Below are 15,953 nucleotides of genomic sequence, written 5' to 3' on the forward strand. Positions count from 1 at the left end.
GGCAGCCCGTCAACAGGAATCATGAATCATAGATCATAGAGATAGGAGGAATCATCATGGGATTTTTTGACCGCCTCAAGAAGGGGCTCAACAAGACCCGCGAGAACCTGACCAACAAGATCGAGAAGATCATCATTGGCTATGCCGACATCGACGAGGACCTGCTCGACGAGCTTGAGGAGACGCTCATCATGGCGGATGTCGGCGTCAAGACGACCGACAAGCTCATGACAGCTGTGCGCAAGGGCATCAAGAAGAAGGAAATCAACACGCCGGAGGACCTCAAGCCCTTCCTGCAGAATGAGATCGTCAAGATTCTGACAGCCGGCGAGGACACGACGCGCATCGCCGAGCAGGGCCCGACCGTCCTGCTCGTCATCGGCGTCAATGGCGCGGGCAAGACGACGACGATCGGCAAGCTGGCGGCCTACTATAAGGGGCAGGGCAAGTCCGTGCTGCTCGCCGCGGCCGACACCTTCCGCGCGGCGGCCATCGACCAGCTCGAGGTCTGGGGCCAGCGCACGGGCGTGCCCGTCATCAAGCACGAAGAGGGCTCTGACCCGGCGGCCGTCGCCTTCGACGCCGTCAAGGCAGCTGTCGCGCGCAAGGTCGACATGCTGATCATCGACACGGCAGGCCGCCTGCAGACGAAGTCGAACCTCATGCAGGAGCTCGAGAAAATCAACCGCGTCATCGGCCGCGAGATCCCGGGCGCGCCGCATGAGACACTGCTTGTCCTCGATGCGACGACGGGCCAGAACGCCATCAGCCAGGCCGAGCTCTTCACGAAGGCCGCACCTATCACGGGCGTCGTGCTAACGAAGCTCGATGGCACGGCCAAGGGCGGCGTCGTCATCGGCATCAAGAGCCAGCTCTCCATGCCGGTCAAGTGGATCGGCGTCGGCGAGGGCGTCGAGGACCTGCGCCCGTTCAACGCCGAGGACTTTGCCAAGGCGCTCTTCGGGAATTGAGCACTACGAAACATCACAGAGATAAAAAGCGAGGCCACATGCTGTGCATGTGACCTCGCTTTTTGTTGTTTGGCTGATGGGTGGGTCAAGGGAAATCAGTAGCTTCCGCACCCATCCGCAAAGCTGATGTCGGCGGCAGCAGCTTGATGGCTGAAGCTGGCTGGAAGCTTGAAGCAACGCCGGAAAATCCGTGGGCAGAATAGCCCGCCTCAGTTGCATGCTGATGACGGACTATTATCTATAAGTGAGCGGAAACTGGGGAGTGAAAGATAGGCTAGCCAATTGATGGCTAGCCTATCTTTCGGTTGATTTGCTATTTTAGGAAAGCCAATCAGAACTTCAGCTTGGCGAAGCGTGCGACGGCGCGCTCCGTGTTCTCGCGGCTGCCGAAGGCCGTGAGGCGGAAGTAGCCTTCGCCGCACGGACCGAAGCCTGCGCCCGGCGTGCCGACGATGTTGACTTCGTGCAGGAGCTTGTCGAAGAAGTCCCACGAGCTCATGTTGTCCGGCGTCTTGAGCCAGATGTACGGGGCATTGACGCCGCCGTAGGCCTTGATGCCGACTGCCTTGAGGCCCTCGCGGATGATGCGGGCGTTTTCCATGTAATAGGAAATGAGTTCTTTGACCTGCTTCTTGCCCTCTTCCGTGTAGATGGCAGCAGCGCCGCGCTGCACGATGTAAGCCGTGCCGTTGAACTTCGTCGTGTGACGGCGGTTCCAGAGCTTGTTGAACGGCACGCGCGAGCCATCTGCTGCGCGGCCCGTGACCGTCTTCGGGACAATCGTGTAGCCGCAGCGCGTGCCCGTGAAGCCCGCCGTCTTGGAGAAGGAGCGGAACTCGATGGCGACGTCCTTGGCGCCCGGGATCTCGTAGATGGAGCGCGGTACATCGTCTTCCGTGATGTAGGCGGCATAAGCGGCATCGAAGAGGATGACGGCGTCATTTTCCTTGGCGTAGTTGACCCACTTCGTCAGCTCGGCGCGCGAGAGCGTCGTGCCCGTCGGGTTGTTCGGGCAGCAGAGGTAGATCATGTCGACTTTTTCCGTCGGCAGCGACGGCGCGAAGTTGTTCTCGGCCGTGCAGGGCAGGTAGACGACGCCCTCGAAGTGGCCGTCCTCCTGCAGCGTGCCCGTGCGGCCGGCCATGACATTCGTGTCGAGGTAGACCGGGTATACCGGGTCCGTGATGGCGACCTTGTTGGCCGTGCCGAAGATCTCCTGGATGTTGCCGCAGTCGCTCTTGGAGCCGTCGCTGACGAAGATCTCGTCCGGCGCGATCTCGATGCCGCGGTCCGTGTAGTTGTTCTTGATGATGGCTTCCGTCAGGAAGGAGTAGCCCTGTTCCGGGCCGTAGCCGTGGAACGTCTCAGCCTTCGCCTGATCGTCGACCGCCTTGTGCATGGCCTCGATGCAGACCTGCGGCAGCGGCTGCGTGACATCGCCGATGCCGAGGCGGATGATGTCGGCATCCGGGTTCGCTTCCTTGTAGGCGGCGACACGGCGCGCAATCTCCGCGAAGAGATAGCTGCCCGGCAGCTTCAGATAGTTATCATTAATGGTAGCCATAGAATGAAATCCTCCTCATAGAATTATTATCAATATAACTTTTTAGCATATTATACCACAACATTATGCATATGGCTATATAAAATCAACATTCTTAATGGGAAATATCGCTCTGACCTGTTGTGTGATTCATTTCGAGCATGACGATAATTCTATGTGTGCATGATGTTGCTCATCTCTGAAGAAGGGATCCTTTGCAATGAACCTGATTTAGTAAAAGATAAGTGACATATATCATTAAAATATTTTATGATAAATAGTATTTACTTATTCTTTTCTTTTATTGTATAATAAAGCATAGATTCTTGGATACATCGCTTTGCTGCTCGCACAGCTCTCCTTATCTGTTCGACCTGCATCATACGGTCCTTCTATCGGATTCATGAATTTTATGGATGAAACGCATTCTTCGGCAGGATTTTGAACAGATTGCGCGAAAATAAGAGGAAAAAGGGAATTGTTTCTCTTTGATTACGCGCAGTGTGCAGAAAGGAGGGGTGGCACGGCGAATCTAAGAAATCGGATTTCTGTCTTTATCTATAGGAAGGGGAGTTTCACTTGGAAATGTTGCTTGGTCTCATCGTACTGCTGGCCTGCCTTGTCTTTGGCGTGCGTCACGGCGGTATTGGTCTGGCTGTCATCAGCGGCATCGGCCTCGTCATCTTCACATTCGTCTTTGGCTATAAGCCCGGCACGCCGCCGATCGGCGTCATGCTCACGATCCTCGCGGTCGTCACCTGCGCCGGCTTCCTGCAGACGTCGGGCGGCCTCACGGTCATGCTCAAGTATGCAGAGAAGTTCCTGCGCAACAACCCGAAGCAGGTCACGATCCTCGCTCCGCTGACGACCTGGTTCCTCACGGTCCTCTGCGGCACGGGTCACGTCGTCTACACGATGTTCCCGATCATCTATGATATCGCCATCAAGCAGAATATCCGCCCGGAGCGCCCGATGGCTGTCGCTTCGGTCGCTTCGCAGATGGGTATCTGCGCTTCGCCTGTCTCGGTTGCCGTCGTCTCGATTGTCGGCTTCATGGCTGCAGCAGGCTATGAGTACACGGTCCTCCAGATTCTCGCCGTCTCGATCCCGGCTACGTTCACGGGCGTCTTCTGCGCCGCTCTCTGGTCTTACCGCCGCGGCAAAGACCTCGACAAGGATCCGCGCTTCCAGGAGTTCATCAAGGACCCGGAGAACAAGGAATACGTCTACGGTGACTCGGAGACGCTGCAGGGCAAGGAACTGCCGAAATCGTACTACCATGCGATGTACATCTTCTTCCTCGGCATCCTCGTCATCGCCTGCCTCGGCAACTTCCCGCAGCTTCTGCCGCACTTCCCGAACGCGAAGGGCGTCATGAAGGCAATCTCGATGACGGACGTCATCCAGATGGTCATGCTCTTCGTTGCCGCCATGATCCTGGTCTTCTGCAAGATCAAGGCGAAGGATGTCGGCAACAGCCAGGTATTCCGCTCTGGTATCGTTGCACTCGTCTCGGTCTATGGCGTCGCCTGGATGGCCGACACGTATTTCGCAAACCACATGACCATCCTCAAGCAGTGGCTCGGTGCCGCTGTCCAGGCATATCCGTGGGCTTATGCGATCTTCGCGTTCCTGACGTCGAAGCTCGTTAACTCGCAGGCTGCGGCCATCGCGATCGTCATGCCGCTGGCACTCAATGTCGGCATGGATCCTGTGCTGATCATGTCCTTCATCTCGGCCTGCTACGGCTACTTCTTCCTGCCGACGTACCCGTCTGACCTCGCCTGCATCGGTTTTGACCGCTCGGGCACGACGCGCATCGGCAAGTACATCCTCAATCACAGCTTCATGATCCCGGGCCTCATCGGCGTCTTCACGGGCTGCTGCGCTGGCTTTGTCATGGCGCATATCGTCATGTAACATACCTTGCGTATGGAGCGGTTTCCTCCGGGAAACCGCTTTTTCATTATCTGCTGATTGCATTATTTTCAGAAAGGAAGCATTGCTATGGAGAAATTCAAGATTGCAGTCATCGCCGGCGACGGCATCGGTCCTGAGGTCATCGCGGAGGGCAAGAAGGTCCTCTCTGGCATCGCAGCCCTCGACGGCACGTTCGCTGTCGAGTTCACGGACTTCCCCTGGGGCTGTGAGTACTACTTGAAGACGGGCGAGATGATGCCGGAGGACGGCCTCGATACGCTCAAGGCGTTCGATGCAATCTACCTCGGTGCTGTCGGCTATCCGGGCGTTCCAGACAATGTCTCGCTGGGGCAGTTGCTCTTGAAGATCCGCCGCGGCTTCGATGAATACGTCAACCTGCGCCCCGTCAAGCTGCTCGAGGGCGCACCGTGTCCGCTCGCCGGTGTCAAGCGCGAGGACATCGACATGGTCGTCATCCGCGAGAACAGCGAGGGCGAGTACGCCGATGTCGGTGCGCGCCTCTATCCGGGCACACCGCAGGAAATCGCGCTGCAGACGGGCGTCTTCTCGCGCAAGGGCTGCGAGCGCATCATGCGCTACGCCTACGGGCTCGCGCGCCGCGAGCACAAGACGCTGACTTCCATCTCGAAGGGCAATGCGCTCGGCTACTCGATGGTGTTCTGGGATGAGATCTTCGCTGAGCTCGGCAAGGAGTACCCGGATGTCAAGACGCAAAAGCTGCTCGTTGACGCGGCGAGCATGATGTTCGTCAAGAACCCGAAGCGCTTTGAAGTCGTCGTCACGAGCAACCTCTTCGGCGACATCCTGACGGACCTCGGCGCGGCCATCGCGGGCGGCATGGGCCTCGCGGCCGGTGCCAACCTCAACCCGGAGCGCAAGTATCCCTCGATGTTTGAGCCCATCCACGGCAGCGCGCCGGACATCGCTGGCAAGGGCATCGCAAACCCGCTGGCCAGCATCTGGTCGGTCAGCCAGATGCTCGACTTCTTCGGCAAGGAGGACTGGGGCAAGCGCGTCATCGCGGCCATCGAGACGCTGCTCGTCGAGAAGAAGACCCTGACGCCGGACCTCGGCGGCGCGGCCAAGACGCAGGACATCGGCGAGGCCATCCTCGAGATCCTGCGCCGCTGAACCCCTTCTATTCCATGAAAAAATGCCATCTCACGCAGTCGGTGAGATGGCATTTCTGCTGTCTGTTGACTTAGTTGGTTTATTCCTGGGCAGGCGAGGCAGCGTCGGTCTTGTTGCTGTGGTCTTTCTTGAGCAGGTCCTTGCAGAAGTCGATGAAGGACTGTGCGGCTTTCGAGATGTAGCGGTCCTTCTTCCAGGCAAGGCCGACGTCGACGAAGATGGGATCGGCGAGCGGCAGGGTCTTGAGGCCGGGCGTTTCGTCGGCGACCATGTCGAGGAGAAAGGTGATGCCGACGCCGTTGGAGACGAGGCCCTTCAAGGTGTTGATCTGGTTGGACTCGAGCACGATGTTCGGCGTGATGCCCTCTTCCTTCATGCGGCCGAGGATGGTCTGGCGCAGGAAGGAGCCTTCCTTGAGCATGACGATTTTCGTGTCGGCCACGTCATCCATGGTGATGGCCTTCTTCTTGGCGAGCGGGCTGCTCTCGGGCACGCAGCAGACGATCTGATTCTTGGACATGGGCAGCAGCTGCAGGCGGTTCGAGGCGCCGGAGAGGATGATGATGCCGAAATCGAGCTCGTCGCGCTCAAGCTGCTCGCGGATCGACATCGAGGCCTCTTCGTGCATGAATATGTCGAGGTGGGAGTAGCGGCGCTGGAAGCTCGAGAAGATGCGCGGGAAGAGGTAGGCGCCCATCATTGGCGGCACGCCGATCTTGATGGTGCCCTTCTGGAGCTGCTTGTAGTCGTTGACCTCGAGCACGGCGTCCTGGATGTTGCGCAGCGCGAGCTCGACTCGGTTGAGGAAGACGGCGCCCTCAGGCGTCAGTGCGAGCTGTTTCTGGCTGCGGTCGAAGAGCTGGATGCCGAGCTCGGCCTCGAGCTTCTTGATGGCGACCGTGATGTTCGGTTGGGAAACACGCAGGCGTTCCGCAGCGCGGGTGATATTTCGCAGACGGCTGGCCATCTGGAAATATTCGAGTTGTCTGAGTTCCATTCAAATCGCTTCTTTCTGTTCCATTTTATCTGTATAAATTCGCTTTATCCAGTGTCATTATACCATACTTTTAGTGAATGTATGATAGTATAATCGAAAATTATCAAAAATATTTTCGGGAACAGTCCCAGCTGTGCCGCAGGCTCTGGCAGGAAAATGGGCGGGGGATGGGGAATCTAATCCAGGATAGAGAAAATGAACCAGAATGAAACACGGAAAGCAGGTGGATGTCTTGATCGTAGGTATCGGGACGGATATTGTGGAGATTGCGCGCGTGAAGAGGGCAGCAGCCCGCGAGGCCTTCCTCATGCGCGTCTACACGGAGGCGGAGCGCGCGTACTGCGAGAGCCGCGGCGTGCAGAGGATGGCGAGCTATGCGGCGCGCTTCGCGGGCAAGGAAGCCATCATGAAGGCGCTCGGCACAGGGCTGCGCGGCGGCACGCTGCACGACATCGAGATTTTGCCGGATGCGCTCGGGGCACCTCGTGTGCATCTTTCGGGGTATTTTGCGCAGCTGGCCCGCAGCCGGTCGGTCTCAAAGGTATGGGTCTCGCTGAGCCACTCGCGTGCGTACGCGACGGCACAATGTGTGATGGAGGGATGACGATGAAGGTATCACTTGTCAAGGAGATGCGCGCTGTCGACCGGCGCGCGGGAGAGGAGTATGGCCTGCCGGAGGTCGTGCTGATGGAGAATGCCGGGCGGCAGACGGCTGCAGAGATGATCGCGCTGCTCGGCTCTGTGCGCGGCAAGACGATCTGCGTCCTCGCGGGCAGCGGCAACAATGGCGGCGATGCGTTCGCGGCGGCGCGCTACCTCGCCAACGAGGGAGCGGACCTCAAGGTGTTCCTGACGGGCAATCCCGACCATCTCAAGGCATCGCCCTCCATCATGAAGCAGGCTGTGACGGCGATGGGCATCGCCGTGCACGACCTGACGGGTGACCGCGACATGGACCGGCTGCGCCTCGCTCTGCGCTTCGCGGACGGCGTGCTCGACGGCATCCTCGGCACGGGCTTCCGCGGCACGCTGCGCCCCGTCGTCCGCCAGGCAGTGGAGCTCGTCAATGCGGCGCACTGCCCGGTGCTCGCCATCGACATCCCGAGCGGCGTCGAGGCCGATACGGGCGAGGTCGGCGATGCGGCCGTGCAGGCAACGCGGACGCTCGCGCTCGGACTGCCGAAGCCGGGCCACCTGCTCGGCCTCGGTGCGACTTGCACGGGCGAGCTCTGCGTCGACTCCATCGGCATCCCGCACGAACTCCTGGAGGACGAGGCGATGCAGCAGGCCTGCATCGACGGCCGGATGGCCGCCGCTCTGCTGCCCGCGCGTCCGCGCACGGCCCACAAGGGGACCTGCGGCCGCATCCTCGTCGTTGCGGGCTCGCGCGGCATGACGGGCGCGGCGGCACTCTGTACCTCGGCCTGCCTGCGAGTGGGCTGCGGCATCGCGACGCTCGCCGTGCCGGACAGCCAGCAGCCCATCCTCGCCGCGAAGCTCACGGAGGCGATGACGGTGCCCGTGTCCGAAGAGCAGGCAGGCGTCCTCGGCGGCGATGAGGCCCTCAAGCTGCTCGTGCCGCTGACGGAAGGGTACGATACCGTCCTCATTGGCCCGGGACTCGGGCGCGCCAAGGTGACGGGCGAGCTCGTCAGGGCGCTCGTGCGCGAGACGGACAGGACGCTCGTGATCGACGCCGATGCCATCTACGCCCTGCGCGACAATCCCGAGATCCTGCGCGAGGCAAAGCACGTGCCGATCCTCACGCCGCATCTCGGCGAGATGGCGGGCCTCCTGGGGCTCTCCGTCGAGGACCTGCGCGAAGATATCGTTGGCATCGCGCGCGACGCGGCGGCCGAATACCATGCCGTCTTCGTGCTCAAGAGCGAGTGCACGCTCGTGGCCTTCCCCGATGGCCGCGTCTTCTTCACGACGAAGGGCAATGCGGGCATGGCGACGGCCGGCGCGGGCGATGTGCTCGCCGGCACGATTGCGGGCCTCATGGAGCAGGCCGCAGACGGCATGGCCCCCGTTCTCGGCGTCTACCTGCACGGGCTCGCTGGTGACCTTGCCTACGGAGAGCGGGCGGAAGGCCTTATCGCCGGGGACATCCTCGCGAAGCTGCCAGAGGCGCGCCGCCTGCTGCAAGCGGGAGAGTGATTTCTTTCTATAATAAAAAGCACGATAAAAGCGGACAAAAGCGTATGTAGGCGGATGAAAGACAAAGATACATATTCTGTGTAAAATTACATCATTTTCTTGCCTAGGCTATTGACAAACTGTACAGCCGGGACTATGATATAACTACTTTAACGGAAAGAAAAGAGGAGTTTTCAATGGCAAAAGTAAATGTGGATTGGAATAACCTGGGGTTCGCGTATCAGCCGATCTCCCAGCGTTACGTCGCAAACTTCAAAGACGGCAAGTGGGGCGAAGGTCATCTGACGGATGACGCCAACGTCACGATCAATGAGTGCGCCGGCATCCTGCAGTACTGCCAGGAAGTCTTCGAGGGCCTCAAGGCCTACAAGACGAAGGACGGCCGCGTCGTCACGTTCCGTCCGGACATGAACGCAAAGCGCATGATCGACTCGGCTAAGCGCCTCGAGATGCCGCCAGTCTCGGAGGAGATGTTCCTCGAGGCTGTCGATCAGGTTGTTGCAGCCAACAAGGATTGGATTCCTCCTTTCGAGTCGGGCGGTGCCCTCTACCTGCGCCCGTACCTCTTTGCCACGGGCCCGGTCATCGGTGTCAAGCCGTCTGACGAATATCAGTTCCGTCTCTTCGGCACGCCGGTCGGCTCCTACTTCAAGAACGGCGTGAAGCCGATCACGATCTGCGTCAGTGACTATGACCGCGCTGCCCCGCACGGCACGGGCAACATCAAGGCCGGCCTGAACTACGCGATGAGCCTCTATCCGTACATCCTCGCACACCAGAAGGGCTTCGACGAGAACATGTACCTCGATGCTGCTACGCGCACGTACGTCGAGGAGACGGGCGGTGCAAACTTCCTGTTCGTCACGAAGGACGGCAAGCTCGTCACGCCGAAATCCGACAGCATCCTGCCGTCGATCACGCGCCGTTCGCTCGTCACGATTGCCGAGCATCTCGGCTACACGGTCGAGCACCGTCCGGTCAAGTTCACGGAGCTCAAGGACTTCGCCGAGGCTGGTCTCTGCGGCACGGCTGCCGTCATCTGCCCGGTCGGCAAGGTTGTCGGCAACGGCGAGACGATCGAGTTCCCGAGCGGCATGAAGGAAATGGGCCCTGTCCTCACGAAACTCTACAACACGCTGCGCGGCATCCAGCTCGGCACGGTCGAAGCACCGGAAGAGGGATGGATCCGCGAGATCAAGTAAGCAAAAACAGGAATATCCTGTTCACGGCTCGGCTGCCCTTTGGCAGCCGGGCTTTTTGCTTTCCCTTGGCAGCGGCGTATACAGGAGGGATTCAGGAAGCCTTCAGGACTTAGGAGTAAAATTTTTTGACAGTCACAAGGATTTCCTGTATCATGGCGAGAATAGCTTTATATATAATACGATAAATATCGGATTCATCTTGATCCACATACATTTAGGAGTTTTGCTTATGCCATTTGAGCTGCCATATCCATTACAATTCCACGGTATCATCTCGACAATCGGCCCGATGGACATCCTCGACATCCTGATCGTGGCCGTCATCCTCTACAAGGTCTACGTCATGCTGCAGGACACGCGCGCCATCACGCTCGTCAAGGGCATCCTCGTGCTCTTGGGCGTGACGATGGTTTGCAGCTGGCTGGAACTGCACGTCATCTCCTGGCTCTTGCAGAAAGCGGTGACGCTGCTCTTCGTCGCCCTGCCGATTGTCTTCCAGCCAGAGCTGCGGCGCGCGCTCGAGCACCTCGGCCAGGGCAAGTTTCTCGGCCCGTCGGTGCTTTTAGACGACGAGGAAGCGCAGTCTGTCGTGCGCGAGCTCGCCAAGGCCGTCAAGGTCATGTCGGCCAACAAGACGGGTGCGCTCATCGTCATCGAGCGCAACATGGGCCTCAACGACATCAGCGCGACGGGCATCCAGATCGACGGCCTCATCACCGCAGACTTCCTGCTCAATGTATTCATCCCGAACACGCCGCTGCACGACGGTGCGGCCATCGTGCGCGGCAAGCGCCTCATTGCGGCAGGCTGCCTCTTGCCCTTGACGGAGAACCGTTCGCTCTCGACGGAGCTCGGTACGCGCCACCGCGCGGCCATCGGCCTCTCGGAGCAGTGCGACGCGCTCGTCGTCGTCGTCAGTGAGGAGACGGGCACGATCTCGGTCGCGGAGAACGGGCGCATGGTCCGCCATCTCGACACGGAGAAGCTCAAGAACATCCTGCGGCCGGCATTCACTTCCCCGCAGAAGGGTCTCAAGGACCTCATCAGGAACTGGAGGAAGAAGAAATGATCTCAAGAATGCGCAATATCGTGCAGCACAATCTGCCGGCCAAGATCCTGGCGCTCGTCATCGCGGTCATCCTCTGGGGCTATGTCATGAACGACCAGAACCCGTCCATCGAGAGCACCTACACCGTGCAACTCGACGTCGTCAACGCGCCGGAGGGCTACAAGATCACGAAGGACGCCGCAAGCGTCAAGCTCCGCGTACGCGGGCCGCGCTCGCTCTTCGTCTCGGCGAGCGAGAGCGACTTCAAGGCATACGTCGACCTCTCGAAGGTGGAGGAGGGTAAGCATGCCGTCAAGGTGCAGACCGTCCTGCCGCAGGGCTTCGAGCTCGTCGAGGCCAAGCCGGATACGGTGACCTTCACGCTCGACCGCATCGTGCAGAAGACGATGAAGGCTGAGTTCATCGTGACGGGCTCGACGGCGCCGGGCACGACGGTGGCGCACATCGAGCCGTCCGTGGAGACGGTCACCATAGAGGGCGCTGCCTCGGATATCAAGGAAGTCACGCGCGTCATCGGCTACGTCGGCCTCGCGGGCAATGGCGATGACTTCAGCCTCAAGGTGCCGCTGACGGCCATCAATGCGGACGGCCGCGAAGTCGCGGGCGTCACCGTCAAGCCCGCCTCGGCTGAGGTCAGCGTGCAGCTCGCGCGCGGCCTCATGAAGAAGATCGTCACCGTCAAGCCGGTCCTCGGCGACGGCCTTGCCAGTGGCTATGAGGTCAGCTCCGTCAAGACCGACCCCGTGAAGATCGAGGTCGTCGGCCCAGAGAACATCTTGTCGAAGCTCACGAGCATCGAGACGCAGAAGATCTCGCTCGACGGCCTGACGAAGACGACGGATGAGAATGTCCAGCTCGCGCCGCCCGACGGTGTCACCGTGACGAACAACAGCGTGACGGTCCACATCGAGATCAAGGCCAAGAAGAAAGCGGCGTCCGGTACGGCCAGCCCGTGAGAAATGAATCCGCAAGACTACCCGATACCATAAACCGATAGGAGGATTGCAATGATCCGCATCCGCAATCTGGCTGTGCCGTTCACAGAACGGGCCAGCCTCGAAGATCTTGCAGCCAAGCGCCTTATGTTACCACCTCAGCAGATCGCTGGGGTGGTAATTGTGCGTAAGGCTGTCGACGCGCGCCGCTACCACGGTGCGCCCATCCAATTCGTCTACATCCTCGACGTCAAGCTCGAGGGGAAGGTCGAGAAGAAGGTGCTGCAGAAGCTGCGCCGCGACCGCAATGTCGAAGAGGCCCCTGTGCCGCAGGCACCGGCACCCATTCCTGCGCCGCACCTCGAGAGGCGGCCCGTCGTCGTCGGCTTCGGCCCGGCGGGCATGTTCGCTGCGCTGACGCTCGCGTGCCACGGCTGCGAGCCGCTCGTGCTCGAGCGCGGCAACGACGTCGACACGCGCCACGAGGACATCGAGCGCTTCTGGCGGGGCGGCGCCCTCAACCCGCAGTCGAACGTGCAGTTCGGCGAGGGCGGTGCCGGCACGTTCTCGGACGGCAAGCTCACGACGCGCATCAACGATGCGCACATGAAGGACGTCATCGAGGCGTTCGTCGCGGCGGGCGCGCCCGAGGAGATCCGCTATCTGCACAAGCCGCACATCGGCACGGACATCCTGCGCGAGGTCGTGCGCAACATCCGCAAGGAGATCATCCGGCTCGGTGGCACGGTGCGCTTCGGCGCGCAGGTCACGGACGTCGAGCTCGGCGAAGAGGGCGTCGAGGCCGTCATCGTCAACGACGAGGAGCGCATCGAAGCCGATGTCGTATTCTTCGGCATCGGCCACTCGGCGCGTGACACCTACCGCATGCTCCTCAGCCGCGGCGTCGCGATGGAGGCCAAGCCCTTCGCGATGGGCGTGCGCATCGAGCACCCGCAGGAGTTCATCGACCGCGCGCAGTATGGCGAGGACGCGGGCCATCCGCTGCTGCCCGTCGCCGACTACGCGCTGACCTACAAGGACCCCGCGACGGGGCGCGGTGCCTACTCCTTCTGCATGTGCCCGGGCGGCTTTGTCGTCGCCGCGGCCTCGGAGAAGGAGCGCGTCGTCACGAACGGCATGAGCAACTACCGCCGCGACTCGGGCATCGCCAACAGCGCGCTTCTCGTGCAGGTCGCGCCCGCGGACTTCGGCCAGGAAGTCCTTGCGGGCATGGCGCTGCAGCAGAAGCTCGAGGGGCTGGCCTTCGAGCTGGGCGGTCGCAATTACTTCGCGCCGGTGCAGACGGTCGGCGACTTCCTCGCGGGCAGGAGCGGTTCGACGGACTTCTTGACGAAGCCGACGTACGCGCCGGGCGTCAGGGCAGCCGACTTGCATCGCTGCCTGCCGGACTTCATCACGAAGACGCTTACAGGCGCCCTGCCGTACTTTGACCGCAAGATCCCCGGCTTTGCCGACGCCGGTGCCGTCATGACGGGCGTTGAGACGCGCTCGTCGGCGCCGTGCCGCATCCGCCGCGACCGCGAAACGTTTGTCGCCGAGGCGACGCCGGGACTCTACCCGATGGGCGAGGGTGCGGGCTATGCGGGCGGCATCATGAGTGCCGCCGTCGATGGCATGAAAGCGGCACTTGCATTCCTGCACCAAAATGTGCAATACTAATAAGGATATCAAACCTTTAAGACGCGAAAACGCATCTGAGTATCAGGGGGAAAGAAATATGGCAAGATTATTCGGTACGGACGGTGTCCGTGGAGAGGCAAACGTCACGCTGCTGCCGGAGATGGCATACCGTCTCGGCCGCGCCGCTACGATCTACTTCGGCAAGGAGTCGGAAGAGCAGCCGCTCATCATCATCGGCCGCGATACGCGCATCTCGGGCGAGATGTTCGAGTCGGCGCTGACGGCCGGCATCTGCTCGGCGGGCGGCCGCGCGATGCTCGCCGGCATCATCCCGACGCCGGCCATCGCATACCTCGCGCGCAAGCACAAGGCCAAGGCCGGCATCGTCATCTCGGCCTCGCACAATCCGTTCCACGACAACGGCATCAAGTTCTTCGGCGGCGACGGCTACAAGCTGCCGGATTCCGTCGAGGATGAGCTCGAGGCCATCGTGCATCAGCTCGAGACGGACGACAACTACCCGCGCCCGACGGCGGAGCACATCGGCCACATCGAGTACCGCACGGACCTCCTGAATCAGTACATGGAGTTCGTGATCTCGACGTGCAAGGAGCGCTTCGAGGGCGTCAAGGTCGTGCTCGACTGCGCGAATGGCGCCGCCTATGAGGCGATGCCGAAGATCCTGCGCCACCTCGGCGCCACGGTCAAGGTCATTCACGCGCTGCCGAACGGCACGAACATCAACGACGGCTGCGGCTCGACGCACCTTGAGTCCCTGCAGAAGGCCGTCCTCGAGAACGGCGCGGACTTCGGCATCGCACACGACGGCGATGCGGACCGCTGCCTCTGCGTCGACGAGAAAGGCCAGATCATCGACGGCGACCACATCCTCGTCATGTGCGCGATGGACATGATGAAGGATGGCAAGCTGCCCTACAACACGGTCGTCACGACGGTCATGGCCAACATCGGCTTCCATCAGGCCATCAAGAAGGCCGGCGGCCGCGCCGAGATCACGAAGGTCGGCGACCGCTACGTCCTCGAGAACATGCTCAAGAACGGCTACAAGATCGGCGGCGAGCAGTCCGGCCACATCATCTTCACCGACTTCAGCACGACGGGCGATGGCCTCATCACGGCCCTGCAGGTGCTCTCTTCGCTCAAGCGCAGCGGCCGCAAGGCATCCGACCTCACGGCGCTGATGACGACGTACCCGCAGCTGCTCGTCAACGTCAAGGTCGCGACGAAAGAGGGCTGGGAGACGAATGAGGCCATCAAGAAGGCCATCGCCGCAGGCGACGAGGAGCTCGGCGAGAACGGCCGCATCCTCGTGCGCCCGTCCGGCACGGAGCCGCTGATCCGCGTCATGGCAGAAGGCCCTGACCAGGAGCAGCTCGACCGCATCTGCCATGCCATCGCCGACGTCGTCAAGAAGGAACAGGGCTGATGCGGCAGGCAATCGTGCTCACGAGCTTCGGCGCGATGGGTGATGATTCGCGCGAGCGCTGTCTCGACGCGCTCGAGGCGGATTTCCGTGCGGAGTTCCCCGAAGCTGTCATCGTGCAGGCCTTCACCTCGACGTTCATCCGCACGTCACTCGAGAAGCGCGGCCTCCACCGCGATTCCCTCGAGGAGGCCCTGCTGCGCCTCTCTGAAGAGGATGTCACGCATGTGCTCGTGCAGCCGACGTACATGACGCCGGGCGAGGAGTACGAGAAGAAGGTGCTCGATGTCGTGCCGGCTTACACCTCGCGCTACGAGAAGCTCACTGTCGGCGAGCCGGCCTTCTTCGAAGAAGCGGACTATACGCGGAACCTCATCGCGCTCTGCCGCAGCATCTTCGTGCCGCGCGATGCGGAGCTCGTGCTCCTCGGACACGGCTCCCCGCATCGCCACAATCCCGTCTACGAACGGTTGCAGGCTGAGATCGACGCGCAGCAATTGCCCATCCACGTCGGCGTGCTCGAGTCGACGGACACGCCTGACTTCAAGATGGTGCTCGAGCGCCTGCGGAAGAAACAGGTGCGCGAAGTCCTGCTCGCACCGCTCTTACTGACGAGCGGCATGCACGTAGCGCGCGATATGGCAGGTGAGGGGGAAGCTTCCTGGAAGGCGCGCCTTGAAAAGGCAGGCTTCTCGGTCACTCCGATCCTCGAAGGGCTCGGCGAATCGCCGCTCTTCCGCCAGATCTACATCGAGAAGGCACGCAAGGCGCTGCGCACAGAGTGATAGCAGGATGCCTCTGCTTATCGAGAATAACGAGTCCAAGGCGGCTCCTGTCCAGATTACCTGGATGGGGGCTGCCTTTTTTTGAACCAGTCTCACTGCGTCGTTGTGAAACGCCAGTTGACAGTGATTCTCTG

13 protein-coding genes are annotated in these 15,953 nt (G+C 60.8%); 11 read left to right on the forward strand and 2 right to left on the reverse strand.

From position 1 onward, the window contains the following. Positions 1-56: 56 nt before the first annotated feature. Entirely contained in the window at positions 57-971 is a 915-nt protein-coding gene (gene ftsY / locus B2X55_RS07180; RefSeq protein ID WP_286821507.1) for a signal recognition particle-docking protein FtsY, read from the forward strand. 331 nt (positions 972-1,302) lie between these two features. Here ftsY and B2X55_RS07185 read toward each other — a convergent pair whose 3' ends face one another. Next, a complete protein-coding gene (locus B2X55_RS07185) occupies positions 1,303-2,535 on the reverse strand; it encodes an LL-diaminopimelate aminotransferase (protein ID WP_286821508.1) in 1,233 nt (410 codons plus the stop codon). A 558-nt stretch (positions 2,536-3,093) separates the two neighbouring features. On the opposite strand from B2X55_RS07185, the gene B2X55_RS07190 reads away from it, so the two are divergent. After that, positions 3,094-4,434: an anaerobic C4-dicarboxylate transporter gene (locus B2X55_RS07190; RefSeq protein ID WP_270528606.1), complete on the forward strand. Its 1,341-nt coding sequence runs from the start codon at positions 3,094-3,096 to the stop codon at positions 4,432-4,434. Positions 4,435-4,521: 87 nt separating this feature from the next. Further along, entirely contained in the window at positions 4,522-5,586 is a 1,065-nt protein-coding gene (locus B2X55_RS07195) for a tartrate dehydrogenase (protein ID WP_286821509.1), read from the forward strand. 79 nt (positions 5,587-5,665) lie between these two features. Here B2X55_RS07195 and B2X55_RS07200 read toward each other — a convergent pair whose 3' ends face one another. Further along, complete coding sequence (locus tag B2X55_RS07200) at positions 5,666-6,583, reverse strand: LysR family transcriptional regulator (protein ID WP_286821511.1); 918 nt, start codon at positions 6,581-6,583, stop codon at positions 5,666-5,668. Between the two features lie 232 nt (positions 6,584-6,815). Between B2X55_RS07200 and acpS the strand changes: the two genes are divergently transcribed. From acpS to B2X55_RS07240, 8 genes are all read left to right on the forward strand, one after another. Then, positions 6,816-7,187 carry a holo-ACP synthase gene (acpS, locus tag B2X55_RS07205; protein WP_286821543.1) on the forward strand — a complete coding sequence of 124 codons (372 nt, stop codon included), beginning with the start codon at positions 6,816-6,818 and terminating at the stop codon, positions 7,185-7,187. A 2-nt stretch (positions 7,188-7,189) separates the two neighbouring features. Then, complete coding sequence (locus B2X55_RS07210; protein WP_286821512.1) at positions 7,190-8,743, forward strand: NAD(P)H-hydrate dehydratase; 1,554 nt, start codon at positions 7,190-7,192, stop codon at positions 8,741-8,743. A 140-nt stretch (positions 8,744-8,883) separates the two neighbouring features. Further along, complete coding sequence (locus tag B2X55_RS07215; protein ID WP_255240820.1) at positions 8,884-9,945, forward strand: branched-chain amino acid aminotransferase; 1,062 nt, start codon at positions 8,884-8,886, stop codon at positions 9,943-9,945. A 229-nt stretch (positions 9,946-10,174) separates the two neighbouring features. Next, the gene (gene cdaA / locus B2X55_RS07220) at positions 10,175-11,014 is read left to right on the forward strand and encodes a diadenylate cyclase CdaA (RefSeq protein ID WP_226867580.1); all 840 of its coding nucleotides are present in this window, start codon (positions 10,175-10,177) and stop codon (positions 11,012-11,014) included. Continuing rightward, on the forward strand, positions 11,011-11,970 hold the full coding sequence (locus B2X55_RS07225; protein WP_286821513.1) for a CdaR family protein: 960 nt from the start codon (positions 11,011-11,013) through the stop codon (positions 11,968-11,970). The genes cdaA and B2X55_RS07225 overlap by 4 nt, the downstream gene beginning before the upstream one ends. A gap of 51 nt (positions 11,971-12,021) precedes the next feature. Then, complete coding sequence (locus B2X55_RS07230; protein WP_286821514.1) at positions 12,022-13,629, forward strand: NAD(P)/FAD-dependent oxidoreductase; 1,608 nt, start codon at positions 12,022-12,024, stop codon at positions 13,627-13,629. Between the two features lie 58 nt (positions 13,630-13,687). Further along, the gene (gene glmM / locus B2X55_RS07235; RefSeq protein WP_226867583.1) at positions 13,688-15,037 is read left to right on the forward strand and encodes a phosphoglucosamine mutase; all 1,350 of its coding nucleotides are present in this window, start codon (positions 13,688-13,690) and stop codon (positions 15,035-15,037) included. After that, positions 15,037-15,819 (forward strand): sirohydrochlorin cobaltochelatase, encoded by a 783-nt coding sequence (locus tag B2X55_RS07240; RefSeq protein WP_286821516.1) that lies wholly within the window; start codon positions 15,037-15,039, stop codon positions 15,817-15,819. The genes glmM and B2X55_RS07240 overlap by 1 nt, the downstream gene beginning before the upstream one ends. Positions 15,820-15,953: the final 134 nt, after the last annotated feature.

The sequence above is a fragment of the Mitsuokella sp. UBA4253 genome (genome assembly GCF_002395285.1).
Taxonomy (GTDB): Bacteria; Bacillota; Negativicutes; order Selenomonadales; family Selenomonadaceae; genus Mitsuokella; species Mitsuokella jalaludinii.

Coding starts and splice junctions, on each gene's coding strand:
- ftsY (WP_286821507.1), top strand. CDS start 57: ATGGGATTTTTTGACCGCCTCAAGAAGGGGCTCAACAAGACCCGCGAG.
- B2X55_RS07185 (WP_286821508.1), bottom strand. CDS start 2,535: ATGGCTACCATTAATGATAACTATCTGAAGCTGCCGGGCAGCTATCTC.
- B2X55_RS07195 (WP_286821509.1), top strand. CDS start 4,522: ATGGAGAAATTCAAGATTGCAGTCATCGCCGGCGACGGCATCGGTCCT.
- B2X55_RS07200 (WP_286821511.1), bottom strand. CDS start 6,583: ATGGAACTCAGACAACTCGAATATTTCCAGATGGCCAGCCGTCTGCGA.
- B2X55_RS07210 (WP_286821512.1), top strand. CDS start 7,190: ATGAAGGTATCACTTGTCAAGGAGATGCGCGCTGTCGACCGGCGCGCG.
- cdaA (WP_226867580.1), top strand. CDS start 10,175: ATGCCATTTGAGCTGCCATATCCATTACAATTCCACGGTATCATCTCG.
- B2X55_RS07225 (WP_286821513.1), top strand. CDS start 11,011: ATGATCTCAAGAATGCGCAATATCGTGCAGCACAATCTGCCGGCCAAG.
- B2X55_RS07230 (WP_286821514.1), top strand. CDS start 12,022: ATGATCCGCATCCGCAATCTGGCTGTGCCGTTCACAGAACGGGCCAGC.
- glmM (WP_226867583.1), top strand. CDS start 13,688: ATGGCAAGATTATTCGGTACGGACGGTGTCCGTGGAGAGGCAAACGTC.
- B2X55_RS07240 (WP_286821516.1), top strand. CDS start 15,037: ATGCGGCAGGCAATCGTGCTCACGAGCTTCGGCGCGATGGGTGATGAT.